The sequence below is a fragment of the Salirhabdus euzebyi genome, from assembly GCF_014207435.1.
Lineage (GTDB): Bacteria > Bacillota > Bacilli > Bacillales > Alkalibacillaceae > Salirhabdus > Salirhabdus euzebyi.
This window is the reverse complement of record NZ_JACHGH010000012.1, coordinates 66,258-93,075: the sequence shown is the minus strand read 5'-3', so window position 1 is coordinate 93,075 and position 26,818 is coordinate 66,258. Positions and strand designations below refer to the sequence as shown.

26 protein-coding genes, 1 pseudogene and 1 riboswitch are annotated in these 26,818 nt (G+C 34.5%); of the genes and pseudogenes, 10 read left to right on the top strand and 17 right to left on the bottom strand.

Annotation, left to right across the window (positions count from 1 at the left end; all coding sequences use genetic code 11):
- Positions 1 to 82: 82 nt before the first annotated feature.
- Together HNQ94_RS16350 and HNQ94_RS16345 are read right to left on the bottom strand one after the other, a co-directional pair.
- Positions 83 to 298: a DUF2922 domain-containing protein gene (locus tag HNQ94_RS16350; protein WP_174497335.1), complete on the bottom strand. Its 216-nt coding sequence runs from the start codon at positions 296 to 298 to the stop codon at positions 83 to 85.
- Between the two features lie 35 nt (positions 299 to 333).
- Positions 334 to 555 (bottom strand): DUF1659 domain-containing protein, encoded by a 222-nt coding sequence (locus HNQ94_RS16345; protein WP_174497336.1) that lies wholly within the window; start codon positions 553 to 555, stop codon positions 334 to 336.
- A 576-nt stretch (positions 556 to 1,131) separates the two neighbouring features.
- On the opposite strand from HNQ94_RS16345, the gene HNQ94_RS16340 reads away from it, so the two are divergent.
- The 3 genes and pseudogenes from HNQ94_RS16340 to HNQ94_RS19845 form a co-directional block, all read left to right on the top strand.
- Positions 1,132 to 2,289, top strand: coding sequence for a zinc ribbon domain-containing protein (locus HNQ94_RS16340; RefSeq protein WP_174497337.1), 1,158 nt, complete (start codon positions 1,132 to 1,134; stop codon positions 2,287 to 2,289).
- Positions 2,290 to 2,303: 14 nt separating this feature from the next.
- Positions 2,304 to 3,476 (top strand): S1C family serine protease, encoded by a 1,173-nt coding sequence (locus tag HNQ94_RS16335; RefSeq protein WP_174497338.1) that lies wholly within the window; start codon positions 2,304 to 2,306, stop codon positions 3,474 to 3,476.
- A gap of 243 nt (positions 3,477 to 3,719) precedes the next feature.
- Positions 3,720 to 3,797: pseudogene (locus tag HNQ94_RS19845) on the top strand (YjcZ family sporulation protein); the annotation flags it as partial.
- A gap of 64 nt (positions 3,798 to 3,861) precedes the next feature.
- Here HNQ94_RS19845 and HNQ94_RS16325 read toward each other — a convergent pair.
- The 4 genes from HNQ94_RS16325 to HNQ94_RS16310 all read right to left on the bottom strand — a co-directional run bounded on the left by HNQ94_RS16325 (position 3,862) and on the right by HNQ94_RS16310 (position 8,931).
- Positions 3,862 to 5,826: an EAL domain-containing protein gene (locus tag HNQ94_RS16325; protein WP_174497339.1), complete on the bottom strand. Its 1,965-nt coding sequence runs from the start codon at positions 5,824 to 5,826 to the stop codon at positions 3,862 to 3,864.
- Positions 5,827 to 5,852: 26 nt separating this feature from the next.
- The gene (locus tag HNQ94_RS16320) at positions 5,853 to 7,217 is read right to left on the bottom strand and encodes a TrkH family potassium uptake protein (RefSeq protein ID WP_174497340.1); all 1,365 of its coding nucleotides are present in this window, start codon (positions 7,215 to 7,217) and stop codon (positions 5,853 to 5,855) included.
- A 174-nt stretch (positions 7,218 to 7,391) separates the two neighbouring features.
- Positions 7,392 to 7,817 carry a YwpF family protein gene (locus HNQ94_RS16315; protein ID WP_174497341.1) on the bottom strand — a complete coding sequence of 142 codons (426 nt, stop codon included), beginning with the start codon at positions 7,815 to 7,817 and terminating at the stop codon, positions 7,392 to 7,394.
- A gap of 550 nt (positions 7,818 to 8,367) precedes the next feature.
- The gene (locus HNQ94_RS16310; RefSeq protein ID WP_174497342.1) at positions 8,368 to 8,931 is read right to left on the bottom strand and encodes an HD domain-containing protein; all 564 of its coding nucleotides are present in this window, start codon (positions 8,929 to 8,931) and stop codon (positions 8,368 to 8,370) included.
- A gap of 136 nt (positions 8,932 to 9,067) precedes the next feature.
- On the opposite strand from HNQ94_RS16310, the gene HNQ94_RS16305 reads away from it, so the two are divergent.
- The 3 genes from HNQ94_RS16305 to HNQ94_RS16295 all read left to right on the top strand — a co-directional run bounded on the left by HNQ94_RS16305 (position 9,068) and on the right by HNQ94_RS16295 (position 11,829).
- Positions 9,068 to 9,823, top strand: coding sequence for an SDR family oxidoreductase (locus tag HNQ94_RS16305; RefSeq protein ID WP_174497343.1), 756 nt, complete (start codon positions 9,068 to 9,070; stop codon positions 9,821 to 9,823).
- Positions 9,824 to 9,980: 157 nt separating this feature from the next.
- Positions 9,981 to 11,258 (top strand): MFS transporter, encoded by a 1,278-nt coding sequence (locus HNQ94_RS16300; RefSeq protein ID WP_174497344.1) that lies wholly within the window; start codon positions 9,981 to 9,983, stop codon positions 11,256 to 11,258.
- A complete protein-coding gene (locus HNQ94_RS16295; protein WP_174497345.1) occupies positions 11,212 to 11,829 on the top strand; it encodes a TetR/AcrR family transcriptional regulator in 618 nt (205 codons plus the stop codon). Before HNQ94_RS16300 ends, HNQ94_RS16295 begins: the two co-directional genes overlap by 47 nt.
- Positions 11,830 to 11,853: 24 nt before the next feature.
- Here the strand turns inward: HNQ94_RS16295 and HNQ94_RS16290 are convergent, their stop codons facing one another.
- The gene (locus tag HNQ94_RS16290) at positions 11,854 to 13,248 is read right to left on the bottom strand and encodes an MFS transporter (protein WP_174497346.1); all 1,395 of its coding nucleotides are present in this window, start codon (positions 13,246 to 13,248) and stop codon (positions 11,854 to 11,856) included.
- A gap of 114 nt (positions 13,249 to 13,362) precedes the next feature.
- Here HNQ94_RS16290 and HNQ94_RS16285 point away from each other — a divergent pair, with 114 nt between their 5' ends.
- The 3 genes from HNQ94_RS16285 (at position 13,363) to HNQ94_RS16275 (ending at position 15,308) form a co-directional block, all read left to right on the top strand.
- The gene (locus tag HNQ94_RS16285) at positions 13,363 to 13,932 is read left to right on the top strand and encodes an FAD-dependent oxidoreductase (RefSeq protein WP_174497425.1); all 570 of its coding nucleotides are present in this window, start codon (positions 13,363 to 13,365) and stop codon (positions 13,930 to 13,932) included.
- A 78-nt stretch (positions 13,933 to 14,010) separates the two neighbouring features.
- Entirely contained in the window at positions 14,011 to 14,568 is a 558-nt protein-coding gene (locus HNQ94_RS16280; RefSeq protein WP_174497426.1) for a DsbA family oxidoreductase, read from the top strand.
- A 200-nt stretch (positions 14,569 to 14,768) separates the two neighbouring features.
- Entirely contained in the window at positions 14,769 to 15,308 is a 540-nt protein-coding gene (locus HNQ94_RS16275) for a GNAT family N-acetyltransferase (RefSeq protein ID WP_174497347.1), read from the top strand.
- 117 nt (positions 15,309 to 15,425) lie between these two features.
- Here the strand turns inward: HNQ94_RS16275 and HNQ94_RS16270 are convergent, their stop codons facing one another.
- The 7 genes from HNQ94_RS16270 to HNQ94_RS16240 all read right to left on the bottom strand — a co-directional run bounded on the left by HNQ94_RS16270 (position 15,426) and on the right by HNQ94_RS16240 (position 22,274).
- Positions 15,426 to 15,758, bottom strand: coding sequence for a hypothetical protein (locus tag HNQ94_RS16270; protein ID WP_174497348.1), 333 nt, complete (start codon positions 15,756 to 15,758; stop codon positions 15,426 to 15,428).
- 115 nt (positions 15,759 to 15,873) lie between these two features.
- Positions 15,874 to 15,976: riboswitch (SAM riboswitch) on the bottom strand.
- A 57-nt stretch (positions 15,977 to 16,033) separates the two neighbouring features.
- Positions 16,034 to 16,618 carry a hypothetical protein gene (locus HNQ94_RS16265; RefSeq protein WP_174497349.1) on the bottom strand — a complete coding sequence of 195 codons (585 nt, stop codon included), beginning with the start codon at positions 16,616 to 16,618 and terminating at the stop codon, positions 16,034 to 16,036.
- A gap of 127 nt (positions 16,619 to 16,745) precedes the next feature.
- On the bottom strand, positions 16,746 to 16,940 hold the full coding sequence (locus HNQ94_RS16260) for a hypothetical protein (protein WP_174497350.1): 195 nt from the start codon (positions 16,938 to 16,940) through the stop codon (positions 16,746 to 16,748).
- 84 nt (positions 16,941 to 17,024) lie between these two features.
- A complete protein-coding gene (locus HNQ94_RS16255; RefSeq protein ID WP_174497351.1) occupies positions 17,025 to 17,756 on the bottom strand; it encodes a YwaF family protein in 732 nt (243 codons plus the stop codon).
- Between the two features lie 123 nt (positions 17,757 to 17,879).
- Positions 17,880 to 19,001 (bottom strand): CapA family protein, encoded by a 1,122-nt coding sequence (locus HNQ94_RS16250; RefSeq protein WP_174497352.1) that lies wholly within the window; start codon positions 18,999 to 19,001, stop codon positions 17,880 to 17,882.
- Positions 19,002 to 19,336: 335 nt separating this feature from the next.
- Positions 19,337 to 20,694, bottom strand: a protein-coding gene (locus tag HNQ94_RS16245) for an IS3 family transposase (RefSeq protein ID WP_174497353.1) whose coding sequence is annotated in 2 segments (ribosomal slippage) — positions 19,337 to 20,238 and positions 20,238 to 20,694 — 1,359 coding nt in all. Because the reading frame shifts where the segments join, the coding sequence is not laid out codon by codon here.
- Between the two features lie 488 nt (positions 20,695 to 21,182).
- Complete coding sequence (locus HNQ94_RS16240; protein ID WP_221452595.1) at positions 21,183 to 22,274, bottom strand: AI-2E family transporter; 1,092 nt, start codon at positions 22,272 to 22,274, stop codon at positions 21,183 to 21,185.
- 229 nt (positions 22,275 to 22,503) lie between these two features.
- Here HNQ94_RS16240 and HNQ94_RS16235 point away from each other — a divergent pair, with 229 nt between their 5' ends.
- On the top strand, positions 22,504 to 23,643 hold the full coding sequence (locus HNQ94_RS16235) for an amidohydrolase (protein WP_174497354.1): 1,140 nt from the start codon (positions 22,504 to 22,506) through the stop codon (positions 23,641 to 23,643).
- 46 nt (positions 23,644 to 23,689) lie between these two features.
- Here HNQ94_RS16235 and HNQ94_RS16230 read toward each other — a convergent pair whose 3' ends face one another.
- The 3 genes from HNQ94_RS16230 to HNQ94_RS16220 form a co-directional block, all read right to left on the bottom strand.
- Complete coding sequence (locus HNQ94_RS16230) at positions 23,690 to 24,400, bottom strand: OmpA family protein (protein ID WP_174497355.1); 711 nt, start codon at positions 24,398 to 24,400, stop codon at positions 23,690 to 23,692.
- Entirely contained in the window at positions 24,400 to 26,199 is a 1,800-nt protein-coding gene (locus tag HNQ94_RS16225; protein ID WP_174497356.1) for a MotA/TolQ/ExbB proton channel family protein, read from the bottom strand. The genes HNQ94_RS16230 and HNQ94_RS16225 overlap by 1 nt, the downstream gene beginning before the upstream one ends.
- A 155-nt stretch (positions 26,200 to 26,354) precedes the next feature.
- On the bottom strand, positions 26,355 to 26,672 hold the full coding sequence (locus HNQ94_RS16220; protein WP_174497357.1) for a hypothetical protein: 318 nt from the start codon (positions 26,670 to 26,672) through the stop codon (positions 26,355 to 26,357).
- Between the last annotated feature and the right edge of the window lie 146 nt (positions 26,673 to 26,818).

Genomic DNA, 26,818 nt, shown 5'->3' with positions numbered 1-26,818 from the left:
TTCCAATGAAAATTAATACGAATGATAACCTTTGCGCTTAGAGTCTAAGTAAAAAAGGAGCGATTGCTCGCTCCCTTTAAAATTATAATGTGATTTCAGACACATTTCGCTCTACAATACGAGCACTTTTCTTCTCAATTATGTCTCCTCCAGCAGAAGTAAATACATTTTGCGTAATAATTTCGTCCATGGCCTGGTTAATAAGTAGTGCATCAGCAGGCTCTACTGGTTCGTCTAATGCAATAGTTACTATTTTCCCTTCAGTATTTGCGAACTTCAATTCTAGTCGTCTTGACATCTCTACCCCTCCCTTCTATCTACAGTATTTTTTTGTTACGAACTAACTACAATAGAGGAATCATTACGTTCTACCCCATGTAATGTTCTTTCTTGAAGAGGTTCAAGAACACTTGCAACAGCAAATAATTGATCCGCAGTTGCATCTGTCTTCACATTGTTAAAATTTTTGTTTTTTAACATCATATTCCCCTCTTCATCCAAACCAACTTGAAAAATAAGCTGCAATTGGGTACTTACCTTTTGTTCTAAAGCCATGAAACTCACCTCCTTTCACATTTATAATCGTTTAAAGTCAAAAAGAGGTGTCTATGGATTACATTATCGAGTGTGTTTTTTTCGACGATATTGAATATAGAAAAAGTAGACCTTCGCTGGAATAAGGGGGGAATAATTTGAGTGGGTATCGTTTTGAGGGACTTTCTATATCACCCGAAGGTAAACTGCTTAGATATCAATAATGATGGAAAACAGATTTTTTACATAAAAAAACAGCACCCTAAAGTGCTGTTTTGTCGTCTTACTTATGAATGATCGAACAAACAATATCCAATATTTACTAGTAAAATGCCGGTACAAACGATTCCCATAACTACCTCTAGCATTTCATACACCTCCTAGTTAAGAAAAGCCAAGCATACCCTTTAAGAATAGGGTTTCTTATGTTTCCTATGTAATCTAAATTTATCACTATTAATATTTTACCAAAAAATTAATAACTAACCATAATCTTTTTTCGAAATTTTGATGGCGAATATTACTATCTACATATAGCTTATGTTAAAATTTAGAATATACTTCTTCTTACTATATCCTAGAGCAGGTGATAAATACATGGCCCATTGCCCTTATTGTGGAACAGAGGTCAAAAATGAGGAATTATACTGTATAAAATGTGGTAAAGAATTACCAAAAGACCTAGAAGAGCGCACAGCTAGAACGAAAGGTTTTAATAAATGGTGGTTTTTACCTCTAAGCATTATGGTACTTTTTGGACTCATTTTTCTTAGTACCTTTCTCCTTTCCAATTATAAATTGAATAAAGCTATTGAAGCATATGAAAAGGGTGAACAGCTTGCCTATAGTGGAAAATTCAAGCAAGCAAAGGACTTTTTTAATGAAGCTATTGAACTGAAGAGCCAATTTAAAGCGGCTACTCACGGTTCACAGTTTATGGATATTGCCATCTCCATACAAGATCAGCTAACCTCTGCCAATAAGTTAACAGAAGAGGAAGATTTTCAGCAAGCCCTTACTATTACAAAACAAGCGGAAGAAAGTATTAAAAATTATAATGGTGAGGTTGTAAATGAATTATTAAACCAAATTCTTCAAAAGCGCAACCAAATTAAAACAGAGGAACTTAAATTTCGATTAGAGCAAAAACCTTCTATTCAAGACTTAAAAATATTATTATGGCAAGCGGAAACAATTCAAAATGAAGAAGCAGAAGAAATAACGGAGGAAATACGAGATCGTTTGGTTGATTTTACTTTTTCAAAAGCTAATGAATTCCTGAAATTAAAACAGTTTTCAGATGCTATCACCACGATTAAAGATGGGCTTAGGTTTGCACCGGATAGTGAGAAACTAAAAAGCCTTAAAACAACGGTAGAAAAAGAAAAAATTGCTTTCGAAACAGAGCAGCAAAAACGAATTGCTCAAGCAATGAATGCAGCAGAACAAGAATTTGAATTTAACAAGAATAATGCAGTAGAAATAATATCGTTTGAAGCAAAAAAGGATGAATATGGCTACTTAGTCATAAAGGGCAAGATAAAAAGCATTGCTACTGTTCCGATATACTCTGTGTCTGTTACCTACAATCTACTAAACTCTGAAGGCGAAATAGTAGATTCAAATGAAGTATTCATTTATCCAGACACATTATACCCGGACGAAGAAGGTAATTTTGAGTTTACTCATTACGAACTCGAACAAGAGCTTTCAGCTAAGGTTGAAACAGTGCAGTGGTTCCTTAATTCACCATAAAATGGAGTGAAAAGATGAAAAGAAAATTACTTTGGCCGATTATACTTTCCATTATTATTTCCTTTTTATCGATAGCAATTATTTTTCATTATTATCAAAAATGGGAAGCGGAAAGCATTAAAATTGATAATAAAATGGCTGTATTGGTGAAGGAAGAAGAAAATAAGGAAGATAAAGATTTAAAAACAATTATTCATGAATCACAAAAGTTTGTTGTACAAATTGAAGCAGAAGGTGAATCAGGACAAAATATCGGTTCTGGATTTATCTACAATGACAAAGGTGACATCATTACAAATGCTCATGTTGTTGAAAATGCCGACTCCATTTTCGTAAAAACATCTGATGCTAAAACATATCCTGCCGCATTAATTGGAATTGGTAAGGATAAAGACATAGCTGTTGTACGTGTCCCTCAATTAATCAATCGAAATGCTTTACCGGTAAATACGGAATATGAGGCTGAAATAGGTGATGATATTATAGCTGTGGGAAGTCCACTTGGGTTTCAAAACACAGTTACAATAGGAATTATTTCAGGTAAAAATAGAACTTTCTCCGTTAGTGAAGGGTATGAATATGAAGATGCTTATCAGATTTCAGCACCCATTACAAATGGTAACAGTGGAGGACCTCTTATTCACAGACAAACTGGTAATATTATAGCAATCAATTCTGCTGGTACGAAGGAAGGAACGATAGGATTTAGCATACCCGTTAGTAAAGTGATGGATTTAGTTCAAATGTGGTCTGATCAAGCAGACAATGAAGAATTAGATTTTGATGGAAATATAGCTAGAATAGATTCCACAAACCCAACAGAATTGAAACAAGACGCCAGTTATATTGTCAATTATTTTTATGAGAGTTTAGAAATGAGGGATTACTTCAATGCCTACGCATTGTTGGGTAGCCAGTGGCAGGCTGATAAGACATACCAAGAATTTCGCGAGGATTACATTCACATAATTGATATTAAAATTAGGAATGTAGAAGCCAAAATCATCGAAAATAATCGGATACGAATTACTTTGAATTCTGACCATATTGTTAGAAAAGAAGAAAATGCTACACTAACCGAACATTTTCAAGTCGAATTTATAGTGGGTTATGAAAATGATCAATTAAAAATAATCGAAGGTGAAAGAAACCTAATGTCAACAACGGAACAAGATGTGCAAGAATAAAGTAATTACGCTCAAACCTTTACCAACTTTTGTTGGTAAAGGTTTTTTATATATTTTATAATTATTTTCTTAAATATAGGTATTCGTCTATACTGATTTGTGCTCTTTCCCATAGGATAGGAGTGTAATATATTTAGGAGGTGAAGCAATATGCATATGCACGGTTATGCACCTGTTATGGGCGGTTATGATTATGGTAATGACTATTGCTGCTATGGATATGGATATGGTTATGGAGGAACTGGTTACGGTAGTGGCTTCGCCCTAATCGTAGTTCTATTTATCTTGTTAATTATTGTTGGAGCAGCATTCTATAGCTAAGAAAAGAACTTCCCCTAAGACGAAAGAAATAAGCCTTCTACCTAATGGTAGAAGGCTTATTTCTTTAAACAAAAAACAATTCAGCATCTTGAGCCCTAACAGGCTTACTAAAATAAAATCCCTGGATTTCATCACACCGTTCATTCTTTAAAAATTCTAATTGCTCCTTTGTCTCTACACCTTCCGCAATCACTTTCATATTTAAAGCATGTGACATATGAATAATCGATTTAACAATAGCTTGATTTTGTTCCCGCTCACCACGAATAAATAATTGGTCAATTTTCAATTTACTTAAAGGAAACTGACTTAAGTATTTCATAGAAGAATATCCAGTACCAAAATCGTCAATAGATACATTCACACCAAGATTTTTAAGTCCTAACAACGTTTCCATAATATAGGACTCATTAGACATTGCCATACTTTCTGTAATTTCAACCTCTAAGTATTGAGGTTCAAGTCCAGTCTGTTGCAATGTTTGTTCCACTTTTTTCACAAGGTTTTTTTGTAAAAACTGCTTAACAGAAAGATTAACACTTACTTTCAAGGGGGCATATCCTTTGATTTGCCACTCCCTATTTTGCCTACAAGCCTCTTGTAAAACCCAATCCCCAATTTCTATAATTAACCCCGTTTTTTCCGCCAAAGGAATAAATGCATTTGGAGATATATAACCTTTTTCCGGATGATTCCATCTCAGTAATGCTTCAAATCCAATTACTTTGTTTGAAACTAAGTTAATTTGAGGTTGATAATGTAACTCGAATTGGGAATGCTTAATTGCCCTTCGAAGCTCGGTTTCAATTGTTAACATTTCCTTAAAGTTTTCAGAAATTGAAGACTCAAACAGTTTGTAATGATTACGTTGTTTATTTTTTATTACATACATTGCGGAATCTGCATGTTTTATTAGTTCGTTTGCATTACTGCCATTTTCAGGGAAAATACTTATTCCTATGCTAACAGAAGTATAAAGTTCAAAATCATCTACATCTATCGGCGCTTGGAAAGCAGCAATGATATGTTTAGCAAACTGCTCTGCATCCTTTTCCGAACAAATATTTCGCTGTAGAATTAAAAATTCATCCCCACTCATACGAGCAATAAAATTATTCTCGTTCAAAAAGGTTTTTAGTCGTTCTGCGCAAGCTTTTAAAAGTCCATCACCAAATTGATAACCGAGTGTATCATTAATTTGCTTAAAATAGTCAATATCAACAAAGTGGACCGCTAATTTAGACTGGTCTTTTTCACATTGATCGATTGCTTCTTTTAAGGTTTTATTAAAGAAATTTCGATTTGGTAAGTCTGTTAGTTCATCATAGTAAGCCATAAATTGTATTTGTTTTTCATTTTTTACTCTTTCTGTAACATCCCGGACAACAGCAATTCGAAGAACCCGATTCCCATCTGGATACGGTTGTGGGAGCACTTCTACATAAATTGTTTCGCCAGTCTTTTTTATGCCTTTTAATTGATAAGGCCCTTCATGATACTTATTCATATTTTCTTTTAAAACGCCAATGTAATTTCGATCCACTAACTTAAAAATTGATTGATGCATAAGTTCATTTTTTGTGTATCCTAACATTTGCGCGAACGAATTATCACAATCAACAATAACTCCAGCATCATGTAAAATCATACCTTCGTATGGCTCATTCATCATATTACTAAGGGAATAGAGCATGCTGTGCTTCTTTTCATTTAACTGAACGGGATGTAATAATAAACAATACGTGTTTTCTTTCACTAAAGAGCTCTTGATTTGAACTAGTTGTTTTTTGGGAATTCTCAGCTCCATTAACATTTGTTGTTCCGTTTGCTTTGTAATAACACCAAAGTCAAAAAAATCTTTCATAGACTTTAGGGCTAAGTTGCTACTATCAAGATCCAATAATTTTAAGGCATGCTCATTCGCAAAAGTGATTTTCCCATTGACATCCACTAACAAAGCAGCATCCCTAATATTCTTTAGAAACCATTCAGGAACCGGTAGTGTAATTTCACTTGACTGCATACTCATCTTTATCCCCCCTAGGTATGACTTACTTAACCGATGATAATTCTTTCCTTAGGATAATGGTACTGACCCGATTTTTTTCTTGTATTGAAGGTAAATAGGAAGGTCAAAATTCCAATTCGTCCAATAAACATAAGGATCATCAAAACAATTTGACTGAAAGGACTTAACCCCGAAGTTATCCCCATTGATAATCCGGTCGTTCCAAAAGCTGAAGATACTTCAAAAATAATGGAAATAAGCGAAAATTCTTCTACTATTGAAATAAAGACAACAGAAACAAAACATATTATTAGTGCCATTAAAGTAACGACAACGGCTTTAAATAGATCTTCTTCGTGTACTTCCCGACGAAAGACTGTTACATTATTTTTCCCTCTGGCAAAAGTCATGATAAAAATTATTACTAAAGCAAAGGTTGTTGTACGAATCCCACCCCCAACACTACTTGGAGATGCCCCAATAAACATTAACGATGAGATAAACAGTTGTGATTGTTCTGTTAAGAGACTAACATCCATCGTTGATAGCCCACCACTTCTTGTAGTAGTTGATTGAAATAGACTGTAAAAAATTACTTCATGCCAACTTTTTCCTGCAAAAAAGTGGTTCCATTCTAATAAAATCAGTATAAGAAAACCAAAGATAATAAGTGAAAAATAGGTAAGTGTTGTCAGTTTAGTGAATAAAGAAAAACGCATAAATTTTCGTTCTTCTGGCGAAGACGTTAAATAATCTTTCACTTCAATTAGAACTGGAAATCCAATAGATCCCAATATGATTAGAGTAATATGTATAAATTGAACAAAATAGTCATCTTGGAAAGGAATAAGTGATTGTCCAGTTATATCAAAGCCAGCATTCGTAGTTGCACTTATAGAAGCAAAAAAACCTTGGAAATAGGCTTCTTGCCACGTTGGAAAATAGCGTAAAAAATATGTACCTAAAATTAGAAAGCCTATTAACTCAATAATTAAAATAAGTTTTAGAATACCCCGCATTAGACGGACCATACCTTGGAAAGAAGTTTGGTTTTGATCGGTCATGATTAACCTACGTTCCCGTAGGCCAATTTTCTTCCCTACTAAGATCCAAATAAAGGTTCCTAAAGTCATAACACCTAGTCCACCGAACTGAAAGACAAATGCTAATATAAAAAGCCCTATGTTACTAAATGTATCAACTATTGTAACGACAGATAAACCTGTTACACTTACTGCACTGACAGAAGTAAAAAGTACTTCCATAAAAGTAACGGTTGTACCGTCCTTATGGGCTAATGGTAAAGATAGTAATATACAGGAAACAGTTACAGCAACTAAATAAAAAATTGCTATTAATTGTACGGGTGATCTGCTTCCTAACCAATGTGAAATTTTATATTTTGTATCCATAATACTTTTCTCCCTTAATTACACAAAATCCTTCTTTGAACGACAATCTTCTACTATTATAACAATCCTTATGTTTTATTTCCTGTCTATTATTGGAAATGTGGGGAAAAGCGCCAACTATACAAAAAATGAACCCGCTTTCTATTGAGCGGGGTAAATGTATAAGTAGTTCAATTATGATTCACCTTGTTTATTTTTCTTTTTAAACATAGTTAACAATTCTTCTCCCTGATATCCTTCTTCAATTAAATATTGCAACATCTCTTCTACTTTTTCTTGTTTTCGATTAATTAAAGTTCCCATAAACAACACATTAATACCGGAACCAATTTCATTTATTCCTACTATTTTAACCATTAGGGAGGCAGGTTGATTCGTTTCTTTTGTAATTTTAACTTGTAACACAAGTTCTTGATCAAATTCTTTAGCACGATGAAAAAAGCTCTCATATTGCTTGTCCACGAAGGATTCAATCAGCCAACGATTTTTATCATCTTCTCTGTTAATGATTAAGCCATCGATTAAATTAATGGGACGATTAGTCAATTCTTCCCCTTGTTTTTCCAAAACATCTAATGAAACTAGCTTAAATGTTTTCATAACGTCCTCCTTCTTTAACATACCTCTATTATAAAGGTAAAACCGTACCGTTTTCAAAATAGTTTACAAATCTTTTGAAAAGATGGGATTAATTAAATTCACTGTTTTATAAAATATTGTTACTTTTTATTTAAACTACGACGTAACTAAATATGTGTAATTCCTACCGCTACGGAAATACACTACGCTTCCTTCGGGCCAGCACGTGTCTGAAGACCCCGCAGCGACGGTATTCCGCGAGGAGGCTGAGGCCGTGCTCTAAGGTGCGCGAAGTATACTGCCGAAGCGGTCTGCTAGCAGTAGCTTCAAATAGGAATGCCTGCTTTAGTTACGTCGTAGTTTCTATCAACCGTGACACAACTAATAACAAGCTTACCAATAAAGCCATTAAAACTTTTGAGTGATTAAACTCTACTTTGCTAAAAACAAGCAATGCTTCCTAATTAAACGCTTAAGAAAAAAATTAGTCATAGAAATGCTCCCCTAAGATAGAAAGAACTTTTAATCTGTCCACCTCTAGGGGAGCATTTCTTTTTTCAGTCTGTTTTTATTATTTATCTTGAATAAATAGTTTGGAACTATTTATCCTAACTAGTTTACTCTTATAGTGTTGGTTAATTTTTTCGTCTATTTCAGTTAAGAGCGTGATTGCTTCCTTCACTTCCATTTTATTGTAATGATGAAGTCCTTTTGGCTGTTCATCCATTTCATCTGCTGTTGCAACTACTGTTTGTAAAGGAGTTCGAAAATCTTGTACGGAAAAATTCAAATAGGAATCTGTGTGTAATAATATAGCCAACGTAATTTCTTTTGCTGCAAGTCGATCTTCCCCTAATCGGATTAACAGTTTATGCGCTCTTTCAGCTCCTTTAATAGCATGTATGTCGTGTTTTCTATATTCATCATAATCCCATTTACCTTCCCGATACCATTCGTAATGACCAATATCATGCAATAAAGCTGCTTTGGTAGCCATATCAACATCTACTCCATAATCTATAGCAAGCTTATAAGCATACTGTGTTGTTTTAACCGCATGATGAATACCTGATCTTCTTAAATACTTTTGTGTAATTCTATGATTAAAGATTTCAACTAACGTTACATTTCTCACAAGTATCCCCTCCGCTAAGTTTTTAAAAAACAATATACCATATTTCTAAACCCCTTAACAAGTTTACTCTTTATTATTTGTCAAGATTGTTTCGGATAAGTATGATTAACATAAATATTATACGGGGTGGGTAAAAATGAATTTCACTAACGATACTGTACTAATTACAGGTAGTAGTAATGGAATAGGAAAAGGGTTAGCTTATTCATATGCAAATAAAAATGCAAAGGTGATAATTGCTGATGTGGACGAAAAAAACGGCTTAGCTTTAAAAAAGGAGTTGCAGGGCTTAAACACCAAAGCTTTTTTCATTCGATGTGATTTTAGTAGTCAGGAAAGTATACAAAATTTATTTTCTACAATAGATAGAAACGAGGAAATAAGTAGTCCAACTATATTAATCAATAATGTTGGTGTCAGTTCTTTTTATAATTTTTTTGACATGTCTTTTGAACAATGGAATAAAGTGATTCAAACTAATTTGAGTAGTGTTTTTTTATGCACACAGAAGATGGCACTACGTTGGAAGAGAAATCAAATGAGAGGTCGTATAGTCAATATAGCATCTACCAGAGCTTTTATGTCGGAACCTAATTCAGAAGCATACGCCGCTTCTAAAGGTGGAATTATAGCAATAACTCATGCTTTAGCTCAAACTCTCTCGGTTTACGGTATTCAAGTAAATAGTATTAGCCCTGGTTGGATACAAACAACAGACTATGACCAATTACGGGAAATTGATCACAAGCAACATCCGTCTTTAAGAGTGGGACACCCCTTGGATATAGCGAAAGCATGTTTTTATTTAACGGACCCAGAAAATAATTTCGTTACGGGAGAGAACATTGTTGTGGACGGAGGAATGACAAGGAAAATGATATATGAGCACTAAAAACTTGTTAGTTTTTGGTTGGTCTAAAAGCGGTTGTCGCGACATAGCGGCAACTTTTTTTATTTATTTTAAAAAAACACTTGTATAACGACACCAGTGTCGTTATAATAGGTATAAATAAAACGACACCAATGTCGTTTAAATGAGGTGGATTAAAATGAAAAGTAAATTAATGAAGAATAAAAGTTACTTAACATTAATGGGGGCACAAGCTATTTCAAGTATTGGGGATTGGCTTAGCATTGTAGCGATTATAACGCTTGTTGGTTTAAAGTGGAATGCTTCTCCATTTGAGGTATCTTTAATTATTTTATGTCTTGCCTTGCCTATGGCATTTCTTGGTCCAGTTGCAGGAATTGTTGCTGATCGATTTAATCGAAAAATGTTAATGATTACATCAGACGTTGTTCGAGCAGGTTTGATTCTTATCCTCACTGTCGCAAATACCATCTGGATTGTTTATATTTGTTTATTTACGATTGGGATATTTTCCTCTATTTTTATACCTGCTAAAAATGGAAAGCTGAAAGAATTAGTTAAGGATGAGGACATGAAAAGTGCTATGTCCATAACATCTATGATAGACTCAAGTACAAAGGTATTAGGTCCCCTCCTAAGTGGGTTGTTAGTGACAGCTTTTGGAGCAAAAATTGTATTTTTACTCGACTCAGCAACATTTATTGTATCGGCCATATTAATTGCGTTCCTACCGAAAACAGTTAAGCTTATTAAAGACAATGATATAGAAGAAGATCATAAGGCAGATAATTCCTTTAAAAGAGAACTAATCGAAGGATTTTCCTTCATAAAGTCTAAAACCTATATGTTAGTAGGATTAACTATTTTAGGACTGAGCCTTTTAATTTTACAGCTATCGGACTCTCAAATTATTGTGTTGATTAGAGAGCTTTCAGAAGCTTCTCCTGATCTATTTGGGTATATCGTAACAGCAGCTGGACTAGGTATGTTTTTTGCTGGACTATTATTAGCTAATAAGCCAAATTATAATACCTTTATTCTTATTTTTGCTGGTGTATTTGGAATCGGGTTTAGTTTTGGAATGATGGGGGTACTTACTAACTTTGATTTAAACTACTCCGCTATTTGGGCTCCTTTATTAGGTTTTAGTGGTGGATTTTCTGCTAGTCTTATTTTCATTCCATTTCAAGCTACTGTTCAAATAGACACCCCTGTTCACATGACTGGCAGAGTTTTTGGCGTAATCAATAGTGTAACGACTACAGCTACCATTATTGGCCCTTTACTAGGTGGGTGGCTTGCTACCGTAATAGGTATCATTCCTACGTTCGTTATTACTGCATCTTTGTTAATCATCGTAGCAATAGCCGGATTACTGACAAGAAGTAAATTTGAGGAGGAAATGAACGATGTCTCCGAAAGTAAGCAAGGAGCACCTGAAACAGCGACGAGCTAAAATTTTAGAAGCAGCAAAGGAAGTATTTATTAAACAAGGTTATGAACATACTACTATGAAGCATGTGATGGAGGCTGCCAACGTTAGTAGAGGTGGTCTTTACCAGTATTTCTCTAACAAAGAAGATCTATATGAAGCCATATTAGAGAATAACTTATCAAACGAAGTAACAGAAAATCAAGATTCCCTTGAAAATGAAGTTGATTCGTACTGGGATTTACTAATGACTAGAATTTTTGGTGACGATATGGATCCTGACGATAATATGGACCCTCTAGCCCCAAGTAATTTGGAGTTTTTTATTACGGGAAGAAATGATGAACGAAGAAGAATGTATGGGAAAGCTAGATACCAGGATGGCTATAAACTATATGCAGATGTTATTAAAGCCGGACAACAAAATGGTGAATTTAGCCTAAAATACGATAGTGACATCATAGCAAGAACGATTGTTTCTTTCATTGACGGATTAGCAGTAGAACATGCTATACTTCCTTTAGAAATATTAAAAATGAAAGAGCAATCAGAGCTCTTTGTGGAATATTTAAAATTAGCACTAGAAGTAAAATAGGCAACCAATATGGCTGCCTATTTTTTATGCCTCTAAACTCCTCTTTTTGTTCTCATAAAAAGTTCTAAAAAATAAGTAGGCACCCAGTACAATGAAAACAAACATTAGAAAAACGTCACTATATGCTGCCGAACCTCCTTTTTGAGCAAAGGGATTAAATGATTTTTCTGGACTGTATATATCTAATACCTTTCCAATAATTGCTCCACTTAAAGATCCTGCTACAAAGTTCATTAAATTGAAGACACCCATCCCCACTCCTGTTTCTTTATTAGGAAGAATGTTTGCAAGTAAGTCTGCTGTTGAAGCTTGAACGAGCGGAAAACACATATAGGCGAGAATAATAGATAAACTAAGAACAATAGGATGTAGTCCTGTTGAAATGGATATAACAAAAAAGCCTGTAGATAAGATCATCATAGACAAAAATAATACAAAGCGACTCCCTTTACTATCTACTAGCCTACCACCAAACTGTCCAATGATGGCAGCACAAATAGCGCCTGGAAATAATACTAAACCTATTTGCATCGTTGTTAGTTCATGTACATCTCTTAGCATTATCGGCAAGGTAAACATAAGACCAAATAGACATGCTACACCAAAAAAGCTCGTAATTATAGTTGCCACAAATTTTTTATTTTTAAAAAAATGTGGTGGTATAAAAGGATATTCTACATATTTTGAACGAACAAAAAAGCATGTAAGAAAGAACAGCATGCCACCTATACTTATAAGACTTTCCATTGTTATGCCAATTAATAGGGTTGCAATTGTTCCCGCAACAAAAAAAGCTCCGATAAAATCAACATGTGCCTCTCTCTTCTTTTCATCTGGTAAATTTTTCCGCAAAAACGGAAGCATAATAATAATGCAGGCAGATGTTAAAAATAAAAACTTCCAATCTAAAAAGCCAGCAATAAATCCACCTACAATTGGACCAACACCAGAAGCAAACGCCATTACGGATGAAATGATTCCTAAAACTTTTCCTCTTTCTTTTGGAAAATACCGAATAGGTGCTAAAAACACGAGTGCTGGTAACATCGCACCGCCAGAAGCCTGGATTACTCTTGCAATTAATACCATTAAATATGATTGCGCAAAAAAACCAAATAAAGAACCAATAGCAAAAATGGTCAAGCCAATTGTGATCAAAGTTTTAAAAGGATAGTAATCAGCTAATTTACCATACATGAGAGCACCCACTGCATACACCATTATATAGCCTGTCATTACCCAGCTGACTTCAGACGGCATTAATTGAAATGTTTTAGCTATATCAGGAATGGCAATATTAAACATAGTACCGTTCATAACGGACATCATAAGAACAAAACATAATGCTGTTAGAAGGGCTTTGGGATTTTTTATTTTGACTTCATCCGTTTCATCCAATGAAGTTGTGGTGTTTTTCATGTTTTTCCTCCTACAATAAAATTCCATATCCGAACTGTATCTTAGCCCTAAAATGAGCTAAATGCAAATGGTAAAGACCGAGTAGTACAAAATGTTAAAGGAGTGACTTAAATGATTTATGATGTAGCAATTGTTGGAGCTGGGCCCGCTGGGGCTAGTGCAGCAATTTTTTTAGCAAAGGCAGGGAAAAAAACATTACTTGTTGATCACGGAAAAAGTATTACTCAAAAGGCATGGATTAAAAATCACTACGGTGTAAAAGAAATTGAAGGTCCAGACTTAATAGAGATTGGGATGCAGCAAGCAAAGGCATTAGGTGCAGAATTTAAAACAGATGAAATTGAAAAAATCGAGAAAAAAGGTGATCACTTTTTAGTGAAGATGGGAAAACACGAATATGATGCCAAACATATATTGCTTGCCACAGGGCTTTCTGTTGCTATCGCAGAACAATTGGGGTTAAAAATTATAGATGGAGAAGAACCAAGAATAGCTAGAAACATTAAAGTCGATCATGAAGGAAAAACAGGTATGAAAAATGTCTGGGCTGCTGGTACTGTCGCTGGTGAAAGTGTCCACACGATTATTACTGCGGGACACGGGGCAAAAGTCGCTGTTAATATCATAAGTGAAATTAATGGCGATAGATATGTTGACCATGATATTCTACAAAGTAAAGATTAGAATTTATCAATTATTAGGAGGATAAGCATGGAATACTCATTTAAAATTTTTTCGGATTATATATGACCCTTTTGTTATATCGGCAAGGGGCTTGTCGACAAGCTACAAGGGGAATTTAATATAACAACGGAATGGATGCCATTAGAGATTCATCCCGAAACTCCAAAAGAAGGTAAATTAATTAAGGATGCATTACCTCATGTTCCAATAGACGGAATGAAAAGTCAGTTAAATATGGCTGGGAAACCTTACAATATTACTTTTGGTGATTTTGACCGTCTTTCCAATACAAAAGATGCTCTAATTATTAGCGAATTTGCAAAGGATAAAGGGCAATTTGAATGTTTTCATACAAGGTTATTCGAGGCCTACTTTGTAGAAGGACTCGATATTGGTAATCTGGATATACTTAAACGTTTAGGTGAAGAATGTAACCTAAATGCCAGTGAAATGGAAAGTGCGCTAACGAATCCAAAATATGCCAAAATAATAGAAGAAACGAACGAGGAAGCTAGAAAACTTGGAGCTACAGGTACTCCCACCTTTATTATTAATAATAAGTATCGTGTAGTTGGTGCTCAGCCATATGAAAACTTTGTAGAAATATTAAAGAAGATCCAAAATAACGAGGTATAGGTAGACTATAAATAAAACATTTCCATAAAAAAACGCAATGTATACGAATATGGGATACAAATCGCACGTCGGTTTGTATCCCATTTTATGTCCTAACGACTCTTAATTAATTTATGAATACAGATAGAAAATATGGATGTTTATGCTAAAATCAGACGAACAGTAGATTTTGCAACAACATTTATATGAACAATTTCGAGGTGATTATTATTAAAATTAGAGAAGCAACCTTAAAGGACCTGCCCGGAATAAAGGCAACAGTTAAATCCGCTTTTTATCGTGAGGGGAAACATGAACTTTATAATGAGTGGGAATTCGCAGAAAGAGTAACACAAGATAGAGGTTTTGTGAAGGAATTATGTCTAGTTGCTGTTTTAGATGAAGAAATTGTAGGATATATATTACTTTCTAAAGCACAGATTGGGCAAAAACAAGGGTTATCTTTAGGGCCACTAGCAGTTACAAAAGACCTTCAAAATAAGGGAATTGGAAAGAAACTTGTCCGTAAGGGACTAGATATTGCGAAATCATTGGGATATAAATGGGTAGTGTTGTTAGGAGGGGATTACTATTTACAATTTGGATTTAAACCTGCGCTAGCACACAACATTTTACTATCTGAAGACAATCCCGAAAATAAATATGTAAAAATTTGCTTTTTAAACGAAACAGACCATGAAATGAATGGGATTATAAGATACTGTGACTCCTTCTATAATCAAAATGGCGAATTGCTTTAATTTTTTTGTGACCAATCAATCTTCTTCTAAAGATCATTCATTGAAATGATAAGGAATAAATTTTGGGGGAAAAATATGCATCTCATTCCCCCCTTGTACTTAACAACTATTTAAACTTTACTGACCTACCGTATACAAATAGTGACTGTTAAAATGATTAAAGGTAAACCCAGCATCATTTAACCTCATTATAATAAATCTGTCTAATTTATATGGGCTTTTTTGTTGATGACTCCGTAATTCTTCCCAAGATGTAACAAAGAAATACTTTTCTTTAGCTTCAATAACTTTGAGTAGTACATTATTTTCATTTACCAGCTCTAACCCGAATGAAACTATTCTATTTTGGTCCCCTAACTCTCTTTGTAGGCAATTTATTACATGATAGGTAAACTCCTTTACTTTCATGTTTTTTGCCATATAACCCCTAGCCATTCCATTTGCATTCATTATTAACATCTCTCCTTTACATTTTTCCTTAATTTGCCTAGGATTCAGGAGAAAGGCATACAACATAAAAAGGTTCTTTTCACCAATGGGAAAAGAACCTAATAATATAAGCCGATCCTTATCACCCAAAGCAATTGCTTTGCTGGTTGTAGCACCTTGCATTTCGCAGGTTGCTGTGGAATCAAAGAGCCAGTTCTCTCCTCCACTCAAGATAAGTAATTAAGTTGTTAGTTAAAATATAACATATTTTATAATAGCATTAAAACTTAAAAATTTTAAATTTGCACCACTTGATGCATGGGGATACTCTCTTCTGAATTTGAACACAAGGAATCAACATATTGACTTAACGGGCCTTCAAAGACCTTTGTTAATTTTACTGAATTCCTGCACTCATCTGGGGTGATTAAGCCAGGGGGTTTGTTCCATACATGAACTCCAGATATTTTTAGGACTGTTGCCACAAACTGAGAACAGAAATAAGCATTACTTCTCTCTATTGATTTTCCAAATGGAACTGTAGCGATTCCTAAAAAATTATACCTGTAATGATTTGCGTTCTTTTTAAAGTGATCAATAACTCTCGCCATTTTTTCTTTTTGACGATCACTTACTTGTAAGGAATATAGTTCACAAGTAGTGTCTGGGAATCTAGCATATATTCCACCATTATTGACACATTCTTTAACAAAGCCAGCTCTCATTGGATTATATGGTTTTTTTCTACCAAAACTATAGAGTTCAGTTAACTCTTTATTAAGAGAAATTGAAACATGATTATACGGTGCTTTTGTATATAAACCGATTGTCTGTGAAAAGATCGAACCAGTTTTTGTAAGCAAAATATAAATATCAGCCATTTCACTTTACTCCTCTCTCTTATGAAACTATACATCATTCTTCAAAAGGATTCTATAATTTCTTTTATTTTTTTTATTTTTTTAGAAAATCCTACCATACACTTTATCCCTTTTACCTCTTCAACCCTTACATTGGAAGGTCATCTGATTCAGGCTTTTCAGTTGTTTTTCCTTTTCGTATCTCCAACGCAAAGAGTACTACATAGCATATTAAGAGAGAAACAATAAAAAAATCAGGATGGAATAAACCGTCTGTGAAAAAACCTCCTATGAATCCAATAGTTAAACCTAAAAATAAACCGACAGAAAAGAGTTTGATCATTTTGGAGGCCCCCAGAAATATGAAATATACACTTAATGTTAATCCATTTTTTCTCAATTGAAAACACTTTTCCCTATAAAAAGGTCATTTTCTTTCTCTGGTGTTTTTTATTGGGAATAAAAATGGTAGATATAAAAGGATAAACAACCCAAGTGCAATTAATTCTAAGTATAAAATATACCAAGGAAATGAAGGCAAATAATCTAGTAAACTTGGATTGTCTGGTTTATGAGCTAAGAACATGTAATTTGAACCAATAATTTTATTTATTATAAATACGAAGAAAGCAATTATATTTAATGCCAGCATAGCTCTCCAAATTGATTTAACAGTTGGACGATAATTTTCAATTAAAACCATATATACTGATGCAAAAACAATTGCCATATGCGCTATAAAGAAATGAAAAAAGCGATAATGGGGAAAGCCAAAAAATAGCTCTGGCGTTAACAATGCTTGAATAGCTCCAGCAATACCTAAAAAATATACGACTTCAAATAATTTATAGGACTTAAATAAAAGCATAAAAACACTTAATATTAGTGAAATAGTACAAAGCTGTAATGGTAACGTTTCTTGTATATTCCATGCGCCAGTACTGACGTACCAAATATTTAATGAAATTTCACTTAGTATGAGTAATATGATTATGGACCATTTAATAGGAAAACGATTTTTTGTTTTTTGTAAGGTACGCCTAAAAATAATTAAAAAGCCTAATATCAATAAAGTAAGTACTAACATAATTAGGTGGGTCCATGAAAAAAGAATAAATGGCTCTCCCTTATACGTATAAGAAAAATATTTTTCGAACATGAATTTTAGAACCCCCTATGAAACAATCTTCTGAATTTATATTCGACAAAATACAACTCATTCCTTTTCGAATCGGTAAAAAGAAACCCTCTAGCAACAAAACTTTGCTAGAGAGTTACGTGTTTATTGACTATTAGGTACTGCTATTTCATAATCTTCTATGTCAATTCCATATGAAATATCTTCTAAGTATTTTAATATTTCTTGGTCCTTCGTCCCTTCTAACGGATGAATCTGGTTTGCCTTGATAATATATGGATTAAACTTCATCTTCATCAAGTCACCATCTATGGTAACCGTTAGTAATCCTGTTTGTGCTGTCTTTCCACTTACATAGTCTGGAAAAAGAAAATTACCAAGTGAATAGGCAATTGGTTTGCCTTTATAGTATTCGAATCCTTGTAAAACATGAGGGTGGGCACCAATAATCGCATCCGCACCTGCATCAATCATTTTTCTTGCATAGTCACGTTGCCATTCCTCTGGTTTATTATTTCCTTCAACTCCCCAATGTATGTATACAAATAAGACGTCAGTATCCACTGCCTCTTCTTCAATTGTTTGTATTACCCTTTCTCTTTGGTAACCGCTAGCTATTACTGGTCCCTCCCCTTCATACCAATGTACTGCTGGGATGAATCGAGAAAATCCTAAAAACTTGATGTTCCTTCCCTTTAACTCAACAGTGAGAGCCTCGTAGGCTTCTTCTTTATTTTTTCCACCACCAAAATAGTCTAATTCGTATTCCCTCAAATAATTCATCGTGTCTAAAAAACCATCAACTTGATAATCCAGTGCATGATTATTAGCAATGGAAACTGCGTCGAAACCCGCATTCTTTACCCCTTGTAATGCAATAGGATCTGATTTAAAGTTGTATAGCTGAGAAGGATCTTTTTCTTTCTCTTTTGTTACAGCAGTTTCTAAGTTTAGAATCGAAATATCAGCTTCTTTAACTTCATCTTTCACAAAGGCAAACGGATAATCAGGCCCATGAAGTTGTACAGCTGTTTTAACAGACCAATCAAACAGTGTATCCCCTGCAAATAATACAGTAATAGGTTCCTTTGGTAGTAAGTTAAAATCATCTAATGAATGTGTTTTTGTTTTCATCTTAACGATATTAACACTATGAGTTGCATAACCTTGAAGATTTTTGCTTTGCCCATGAGATGTCATAACAAATCCAATAATAGAGAGAGTAGCCAAAACTACCAACCCTATACTAATAATAAACTTGTTCATATCATTATCCCCCGCATTAAAAGCTAGAAGTAGCTTTTTTTCTACTTATATGCGTGGGACTGGGATAATAGAAGTAAAGTCCTGTTTTTGCTAGAGTTAGAGTAATAAGATCTTTTACTCGAAAGGCGGTATTATACTTTTATTATCTATCAAAAAATTTCACTCGTATAACAGGTCGTTTTTGTATCAGAATTGATGGAAAATGCGACGTAACCATTGAACTTTAATTCCAGCCGCTACGGAAATACACTACGCTTTCCACGGGCTCGCGCTGAGCCTCCTCACTCGCACAGAACGCTCGTGAAGTGACCCCAAAAAATTAGACACATTTATTTTTAAGCAGCTTGGGTAAGAATTCGATATTGAATCGGACTCTTGCCTTTTAATTTTGCTTTTATCCTTTTGTTATTATAATAATTCATATATTCCTCAAGCTCTTGTTTAAAATGATCTACACTTTCAAAATAGTTGAGGTAAAGGAATTCTGACTTCATAATTCCGAAGAAGTTCTCTATTACAGCGTTATCGTAACAGTTTCCTTTACGTGACATACTCTGTTTTATTCCGCGTTCCCTTAAAGTGTAACGATACTGTTTCATTTGGTAATGCCACCCTTGATCCGAGTGGAGAATTAACTGATCCTCACCTGTTATTCGTTCAAAGGATTTCTCTAACATTTCTGAGACAAGGGAGTATGTTGGTCTGGAACCAATCGAATATGTGATTATCTCCCCATTAAATAAATCGAGAATAGGGGATAGATAGAGTTTCTCCCCAAACAGTTTAAATTCAGTAATATCCGTTACCCACTTTTCATTTGGTTTTTTTGCATGGAAATCACGGTCCAGTATATTGGGAGCTTTTTTTCCAACCGTTCCTTTATAGGAGCGATATTTTTTAATACGTATGATACTTTTTAATCCGAGCTCTTTCATTAATCTTTGAACTTTTTTATGATTTACCTTATGTCCCTTATTTTCTAGTTCCATCTTAATACGACGGTAACCATAACGCCCTCTATGTTCATGATATATTTCTTCAATCAATGTTTTTAATTCTGCATCTTTGTCAGGACGATTAAAGGTTTCAACCCAATAATAGTACGTACTACGTGGTATACCTGCCAACTGTAAAAGATCTTTCACCGAGAATTCTTCCCTTAGTTCATAGACTACTTTCGCTTTGTCTTTTTTGGTGATTTCTCCTTGTTTTGAACTAAGGCATTCAACTTTTTTAGATAAGCATTCTCCATACGTAGAAATTCAAGCTCTTTCTGCATCTTCTCCATAGAATCTGTAGTAGGGCTTTCTTTCTTCGTATTATTCTTATTATGAGTCGTCATAATGGGATTCCTCTCTCCTGTTGGTTTAAGGGCATCGAAACCTCCCATTTCCCATTTTTTCTTCCACCTCCGGACCATGGAGTAATCAGGGATGTGAAAAATCGCCGACGCCTCTCGAAGAGAATGTTTAGTCTCTTCGAGAAACTTAATTACTCTTAGTTTAAAGTCAAGTGGGTAGTTTGTATAGGGAAAGATGAAGGCTGCATTTCCGTGATATTCGTATAATTTTACCCAATAACGTAGGACGGATTGGTCTATTCCCATTTCTTTCGCTAAGTCCCGGTAACTAATGTTTCCCTTTAAATAACGCTGTACCGCTATATGTTTTTCTGTGCTCGTAAACCTTCCCATTCAGGACCTCCTATTGTCGAATAAGTGTCCAACATTAGGGGTGCACTGCATCGCTGTGGGGTCTCAACGTCTTCGCTGTCCCGTAGGAGTCTACGTGTATTTCCTTCGCTAAGAATGTGTTCTATACTGTTTTAATTCGAAGTACTAATGGTTGGAACAGAGTTGAAATAGCTAAAGTGTAAGTACGAATCCTCACGAACGGTTTTATAATTTTCACTACCCTTTAATCAGATAATTACTACAAGCGTAGGCAGAATACGCAGACTCCTACGGGATAGCACGTGTCTGAAGACCCCGAAGCGGTGGTTTTCCGCGAGGAGGCTGAGGCCGTGCCCGTGGAAAGCGAAGTATTCTGCCGAAGCGGTCGTATGCACTCATCAAAATGCAGAGCTATAGTTATGTCGCAGTTTAAGGAAACAAAGCATCAATTTTTTTAGAAAACGACCATCAAAAAGGCCTTATCCGATAATTGGGATAAGGCCTTTTTGTTACACTTCAATTTTACTTTTTAGTTCTTCTCTTCTAATGACAATTAACTTATACGTATGTTTTACGATTACTTTACTGACAGCATACGTAGGAATAATTAAGATCATACCTAGTATCCCCGCTAGATTTCCCCCGACTAAGATCAATAAGATAATAGTTAGCGGATGAATATTTAGTGCTCTTCCCATAACAGTTGGAGAAATAAGATTACTCTCAGCCTGTTGTGCAACCACCATCACTATGATTACATATAAAACCATGATAGGATCCTGGAACCAAGCAGCTATAATCGCAGGGATTACTGCTAGAAAAGGACCTAAAAATGGAATAACATTTGTTACCATTCCAAACAGAGCAAGAAGTAAGGAATAATCCAGGTCAATTATTAAATAACCAATATATAGCACAACACCCACAAATGTACTAACGATCAACTGACCTTGAATATAACTTGCTAATGCATCATCCATATCCCTTAGTACATTTCGTATATCATCCGCTCTAGATTTTGGAAAAAAACGGGTAACATTAGGAGCAAATTTGTCGCGATCGCTTAACATGTAAAATAATATAAAAGGAACAATCGCAAGAGATATGATAAAACCAATTAGATTTCCTAAAAAGGAACCAATAAAAGAACCCGTAGATAAAATAATAGTCTCTAACCTATCGCCAACATACTCTACTCCATCTTTGACAAATTCAGGAATGAATTGTTGGTTTTCTTGCCAATAAGTAATTCCCTCTTCTACAACGTCTATCATTTCTGGGACATTGCTTACTAAATTAGTAAACTGCTTCTGCACTACAGGACCAATTAGGGAAATAATAATCGTAAAAATACAAATAAAGATGAGAAACAATGTTAGTATTCCTAACTTTCTAGGTACTTTGAATTTCTCTAATAGATTTATAAATGGTCTACATAAATAAAAAAGAAGTCCAGCAATTAAAAATGGTGCAAATAACGTTTGAGCAAATATAACAAGAGGCGTAAAAACAAATTGCACCTCATTCATTAACCAAACAATAATTAGAAATAAAATAATACTAATACTTACTTGAAACCATTTAGTTTTCGTTATTCCCATATGAACCCTACCATTCCCTAGTTTTTTATACCAAAATTTTCTTCTATCTCTATTTTGAATATTACGATAAAAATATTCAAGTAATTTCTTTTTCTCTATTAAAGTGTTTCACTATTAGTAGTTTTTTAAACATAGGATAATCAGAAATAAGTAGAAACGGGATTTCCTTTATCACTATTCATTCATTATAGTAAACTAGCAATAAGATAACTAGAAATGGAGTGAGTATATGAAGGCGATCATACATGCAACAGGATACGATGGTAAAGGGAACTCTTTCACTAACAAAACAATAATAATTCAAAACGGAAAGATTGTGGAAATAAGTGATCGAAAAGACTTTTCAAATGACGTTGACATTATCGATGCGACTGGAAAAGTTGTCACACCAGGCTTGATTGATGTACATACACATTTAGGTGTCTTTGAGCAAGGAATTGGCAAGGAAGGACATGATTTTAACGAGACAAGTAGTCCTACTACAGCAGAAATTCGAGCACTAGATGGCATAAACCCGTTCGATCAAGGCTTTGAGGATGCCAGGCAGGGTGGAATTACTACAGTACAAATATTACCGGGTAGCGCTAATGTAATTGGTGGCGAAATGGTAATTGTTAAAACATATGGAAAGATAGTAGATGAGATGGTTGTAAAGTCCCCATCAGGATTGAAAGCAGCTACAGGAGAAAATCCGAAACGTGTTCATGGTGGCAAAGGCAATATGCCAACGACGCGCATGGGGGTTGCAGCCCTTTTACGTAAAAAACTTATCGAAGCACAAAACTATTTAATGAAAATGGAGAACGGGAACAAGGAACGCAATCTAGAAATGGAGAACATCGGGAAAGTTTTAAAGATGGAAATCCCTCTTCGTGTCCATGCACACCGCGCTGAAGATATTGCTACTGTTTTACGTCTAAAAAATGAATTTAACATTGATTTAACAATAGAACATGGGACAGAAGGACATTTAATTGCAGATTATATTGCAGCGCATAACGTAAGTGTTGCCGTCGGTCCAACGATGACCTCTCGCTCCAAAGTTGAACTAGTAAATAGAGGCTGGCATACATTACCTGCTTACGTGAAAGCTGGCGTTCCATTTGCCATTACAACCGATCACCCTGTCGTGACAATTGAAAATTTAATGACCAGTGCAATTTTAGCTGTCAAACATGGTCTGGACGAAAAAATTGCGATGCAGGCAATAACTTATCATGCTGCTATGCATTTAGGAATTGAAAAGGCCGTAGGTTCGATTGAAAGTGGAAAAGACGCGGATATCGTTTTATGGAATGGGGATCCGTTTGATTTGCGAAATAGTGTAGAGACAACCGTAATAAATGGCAATATCGTTTATCAGAAATAGTATATAAAGAATGCTAAGTGTAAATGAATTACACTTAGCATTCTCCCTAATTATCTAAATCAGTTAGTACTTTTTCCATTTCACTATTCATGGAAAGTCTAAACTTCAATTCAACTCTTCGTGATTTATCTTTATCCTCTGTACCATCTACAAGAATAGGAATACTTTCCGATCTCCCTATGGCTGATATTTTTGTTCTCAAAATATCCTTATTGGCGAAATCTCCAAATTCATTACTTAATATATAACTGACGATACTGAAAGCACGGTCTTGTGATAGCTCTAAATTATACATATAAGTTCCATCTGAATCCGTGTGACCTTCTATTAAAATTTGATCAATTGCTCCCCTATTCTCATCATTTAATAGTACAGAAGCATAAATAGGTATAATTTGTTGAAGCTGTTGCTTAAATTCAGGTTTTAATCCTGCCTGATCATAATCGAAAAGTAAATCACTATCAAATTTAATTGATCCTGATTCCTTATCAATTTCTACATCGACCCCTTCTTCTTGAAACGCTTTTGCTAGCTGATCAATAACACCACGTTCATAGCCTACTAAAGAGTCAATAATTTCCTGTTGTTCTTGCACTTCTTTTTCTTTTCCTTCTATTTCTTGTTGTTTCGTAAACATAAGTGTAATTAGTATTAATAATATAACGAGTAAAATAGTTGCTAAGATATCAGTAAAAGCAGGCCAGAAATTCCCTTCTTTCGTTCCAGTCTTAAATAAACGATCGTACTTCGAATTCATTAATCCCTATTCTCCCTTTGGCTTCTGTTTCGAACCGATTGTTTCATCTGTTGATCCCACTGGTCAATGCGATTCCGTATATCGCCCACTGCATTCAATACTTCTCGATTAGAAGATTGCATACTATTGTTAACAAACTCATTTACTGAATTAAATTGTCTTTCTATCGCTTGATTTGTACTAGATACATACTGTTCAAACTTATCTATGCTATTGGCTAAATTTTTACCTAATATATTGTCCAAGTTTCGGAAAGCATCATTTATTTGATTATGAAAATCATACATCACTTGTTTCATCTGATTAGCTTGCTCTTGTGAATTTTGTTTTAAAGAATCTTTTACATCCCTTGTCAATTCATAGCTTTGTTGGATGAGCTCCCTATTTGATTTGTCCGCTTGCTCAAACACAAATTTAATATCTTCAAACTGCCTTCGAACTCCTTCATTATTAGAGGAAAGATTGTGTATTTCTTCGCGCATACGAACTAACTCTTCCCTTTGCTGCTGGTAAAAAGACATAAATTCCTTTTTTTCCTTTTCCATGCGGTCATAATGATCTTGCAAACGCTGAAAATGGTTTTCTAACAGCATTACATTTTCTGAGAAATTTCTTGTAACATGTGCTAACTGATCAAATGTACGGTCTTTTAATACTTCCTTCATCGTTTCCGTTGCTTTTCCTACATTCGCAATGAAGGCTTCATTTTTATGCTCTAACTCTGACATGGTATCGACCATTTTTGTTAATTGTCTTAAACTGTCTGTATAAAAACCAGACATATTACGGAATGAGTCATCTAGCTTCATCTCCACACCTTGTAGGTAATTTTTATTTTCTTCCGTAAGGTCGTGGATATTTTTGGTAGCTTTCTCAATAAACAATGATATATGATCAGATACCCCCCGAATTCTTTCGTCAATGGTCTTTAACGAGGCTTCTTGTTTTTCCATCTGATTGACAAAGGTATCAAACTGTTTATTCAATACGTCCATTCGGCGATTAAAGTTTTCTCCAACTTTCTCCATATTTTCAAAGGTTTCGTACAATATATTGGCACTGCGTTCAAATTTTTCATTAAAAGTAACCATATTACCCGAAGCACTCTCCATTGCCTGAGAGAAATCGTCAAGCTCAGCTAGACTGCTATGCATATCTGTAATAGCAATTTTAACACTGTCGAGGGAATCAATCATGCGACTTTCCCATGTGTTTTTCGCATGAGTTTGTAATAAATTTTCCGCACGAAGAGTTAGTCGTAGTAACAAGTGTTTGGTGTCCCAGTTTTTATGAACATACGTAATGATTAAGGAAGCAGCAATCCCGAATACACTTGTATAGAAGGCAGTGTATATTCCGTCTAACACGTTTTGTATCGATGACTGCATTTCCTCTCCATTTAAATCTAATCCGTATAAGGCACTAATTAAACCAACAAAAGTTCCCAAAACACCAATTAAAATTACGGTTGATCCAGCGGAGTGGATGCGATTAATGTTGCTCAAAATACTTTTAGACTGCTGGGAAGTTGTATAATTAGACATGTAGGACTCTACAAACGCCTGTACATCAATGTGATCATTTTTCCCTCTATTTTCCAAATCGTATTGTTCTTTTAAATTTTTCCAAAATCTACTGTTTTCTGGATTTCTTTCTGTTGTATCTAACTGTTTCTTCAAATAGTTAAACAAAGATAAGTTCAAATATATCACGCGAAAAGATACAAATAGTAAAAATAGGAACGTTATTATAATAATATATCGTGCGAATTCATTATTCGCAGGTAATAAATCAAACAATACTCCTCACCTCATTTTGAAATAACAATGTGAATTACGTCCATTTTTTGCAAAAGCATCAATTGGAAAAGCTCTATTACTTCCACAATATTATGAGGAGCGAATAAATAGAACAAGTTCTATGAATATAGAGGTGTTATCATCTGATAACACCTCTATAGCAAGATTCGAAGTAGGCCAACCGTGAGAGCACATACACTGAGCCCAGTACCTACAACCCATTTTATAATGTTTAAATGTATTTGATTTGTCACCTTTTCCATATCCCCATAAGTGACATAATTTTCTTCAATTTTTTCATCGATAAGAATAATCACTTCATCTTCTGTAACTATTTTTTTTGCTTTTAAAGATTCATCGAGGATAACTCGAACATCATTATGATTTGTTTTCTCTTCCATCTTATTTTCTAACTTTTCTATCGTGTGTTCTAGATTTTCTATTTTTTGTTGTAAAGCTTTCTCATTAGCCATTTCTTCTCCCCCCTTCTATCATTAATAAATGAAAAATTGCATAAAGGGGTGTGTCCGTTTATCACAAGTTGCATATATCTTTTAGGGAAGGTCAAATTTTCGTTACAATAGTATAATAATTATTTCATTTCTATTAGGTGATAGTT

Excerpts from the sequence above, each read along its gene's own strand:
- HNQ94_RS16240 (WP_221452595.1), bottom strand. The coding sequence starts at position 22,274 with ATGGGAATAACGAAAACTAAATGGTTTCAAGTAAGTATTAGTATTATT.
- HNQ94_RS16345 (WP_174497336.1), bottom strand. The coding sequence starts at position 555 with ATGGCTTTAGAACAAAAGGTAAGTACCCAATTGCAGCTTATTTTTCAA.
- HNQ94_RS16235 (WP_174497354.1), top strand. The coding sequence starts at position 22,504 with ATGAAGGCGATCATACATGCAACAGGATACGATGGTAAAGGGAACTCT.
- HNQ94_RS16255 (WP_174497351.1), bottom strand. The coding sequence starts at position 17,756 with ATGTTCGAAAAATATTTTTCTTATACGTATAAGGGAGAGCCATTTATT.
- HNQ94_RS16230 (WP_174497355.1), bottom strand. The coding sequence starts at position 24,400 with ATGAATTCGAAGTACGATCGTTTATTTAAGACTGGAACGAAAGAAGGG.
- HNQ94_RS16265 (WP_174497349.1), bottom strand. The coding sequence starts at position 16,618 with ATGGCTGATATTTATATTTTGCTTACAAAAACTGGTTCGATCTTTTCA.
- HNQ94_RS16220 (WP_174497357.1), bottom strand. The coding sequence starts at position 26,672 with ATGGCTAATGAGAAAGCTTTACAACAAAAAATAGAAAATCTAGAACAC.
- HNQ94_RS16340 (WP_174497337.1), top strand. The coding sequence starts at position 1,132 with ATGGCCCATTGCCCTTATTGTGGAACAGAGGTCAAAAATGAGGAATTA.
- HNQ94_RS16270 (WP_174497348.1), bottom strand. The coding sequence starts at position 15,758 with ATGAATGCAAATGGAATGGCTAGGGGTTATATGGCAAAAAACATGAAA.
- HNQ94_RS16350 (WP_174497335.1), bottom strand. The coding sequence starts at position 298 with ATGTCAAGACGACTAGAATTGAAGTTCGCAAATACTGAAGGGAAAATA.
- HNQ94_RS16315 (WP_174497341.1), bottom strand. The coding sequence starts at position 7,817 with ATGAAAACATTTAAGCTAGTTTCATTAGATGTTTTGGAAAAACAAGGG.
- HNQ94_RS16305 (WP_174497343.1), top strand. The coding sequence starts at position 9,068 with ATGAATTTCACTAACGATACTGTACTAATTACAGGTAGTAGTAATGGA.
- HNQ94_RS16325 (WP_174497339.1), bottom strand. The coding sequence starts at position 5,826 with ATGAGTATGCAGTCAAGTGAAATTACACTACCGGTTCCTGAATGGTTT.
- HNQ94_RS16320 (WP_174497340.1), bottom strand. The coding sequence starts at position 7,217 with ATGGATACAAAATATAAAATTTCACATTGGTTAGGAAGCAGATCACCC.
- HNQ94_RS16290 (WP_174497346.1), bottom strand. The coding sequence starts at position 13,248 with ATGAAAAACACCACAACTTCATTGGATGAAACGGATGAAGTCAAAATA.
- HNQ94_RS16260 (WP_174497350.1), bottom strand. The coding sequence starts at position 16,940 with ATGATCAAACTCTTTTCTGTCGGTTTATTTTTAGGTTTAACTATTGGA.
- HNQ94_RS16300 (WP_174497344.1), top strand. The coding sequence starts at position 9,981 with ATGAAAAGTAAATTAATGAAGAATAAAAGTTACTTAACATTAATGGGG.
- HNQ94_RS16295 (WP_174497345.1), top strand. The coding sequence starts at position 11,212 with ATGTCTCCGAAAGTAAGCAAGGAGCACCTGAAACAGCGACGAGCTAAA.
- HNQ94_RS16335 (WP_174497338.1), top strand. The coding sequence starts at position 2,304 with ATGAAAAGAAAATTACTTTGGCCGATTATACTTTCCATTATTATTTCC.
- HNQ94_RS16250 (WP_174497352.1), bottom strand. The coding sequence starts at position 19,001 with ATGAACAAGTTTATTATTAGTATAGGGTTGGTAGTTTTGGCTACTCTC.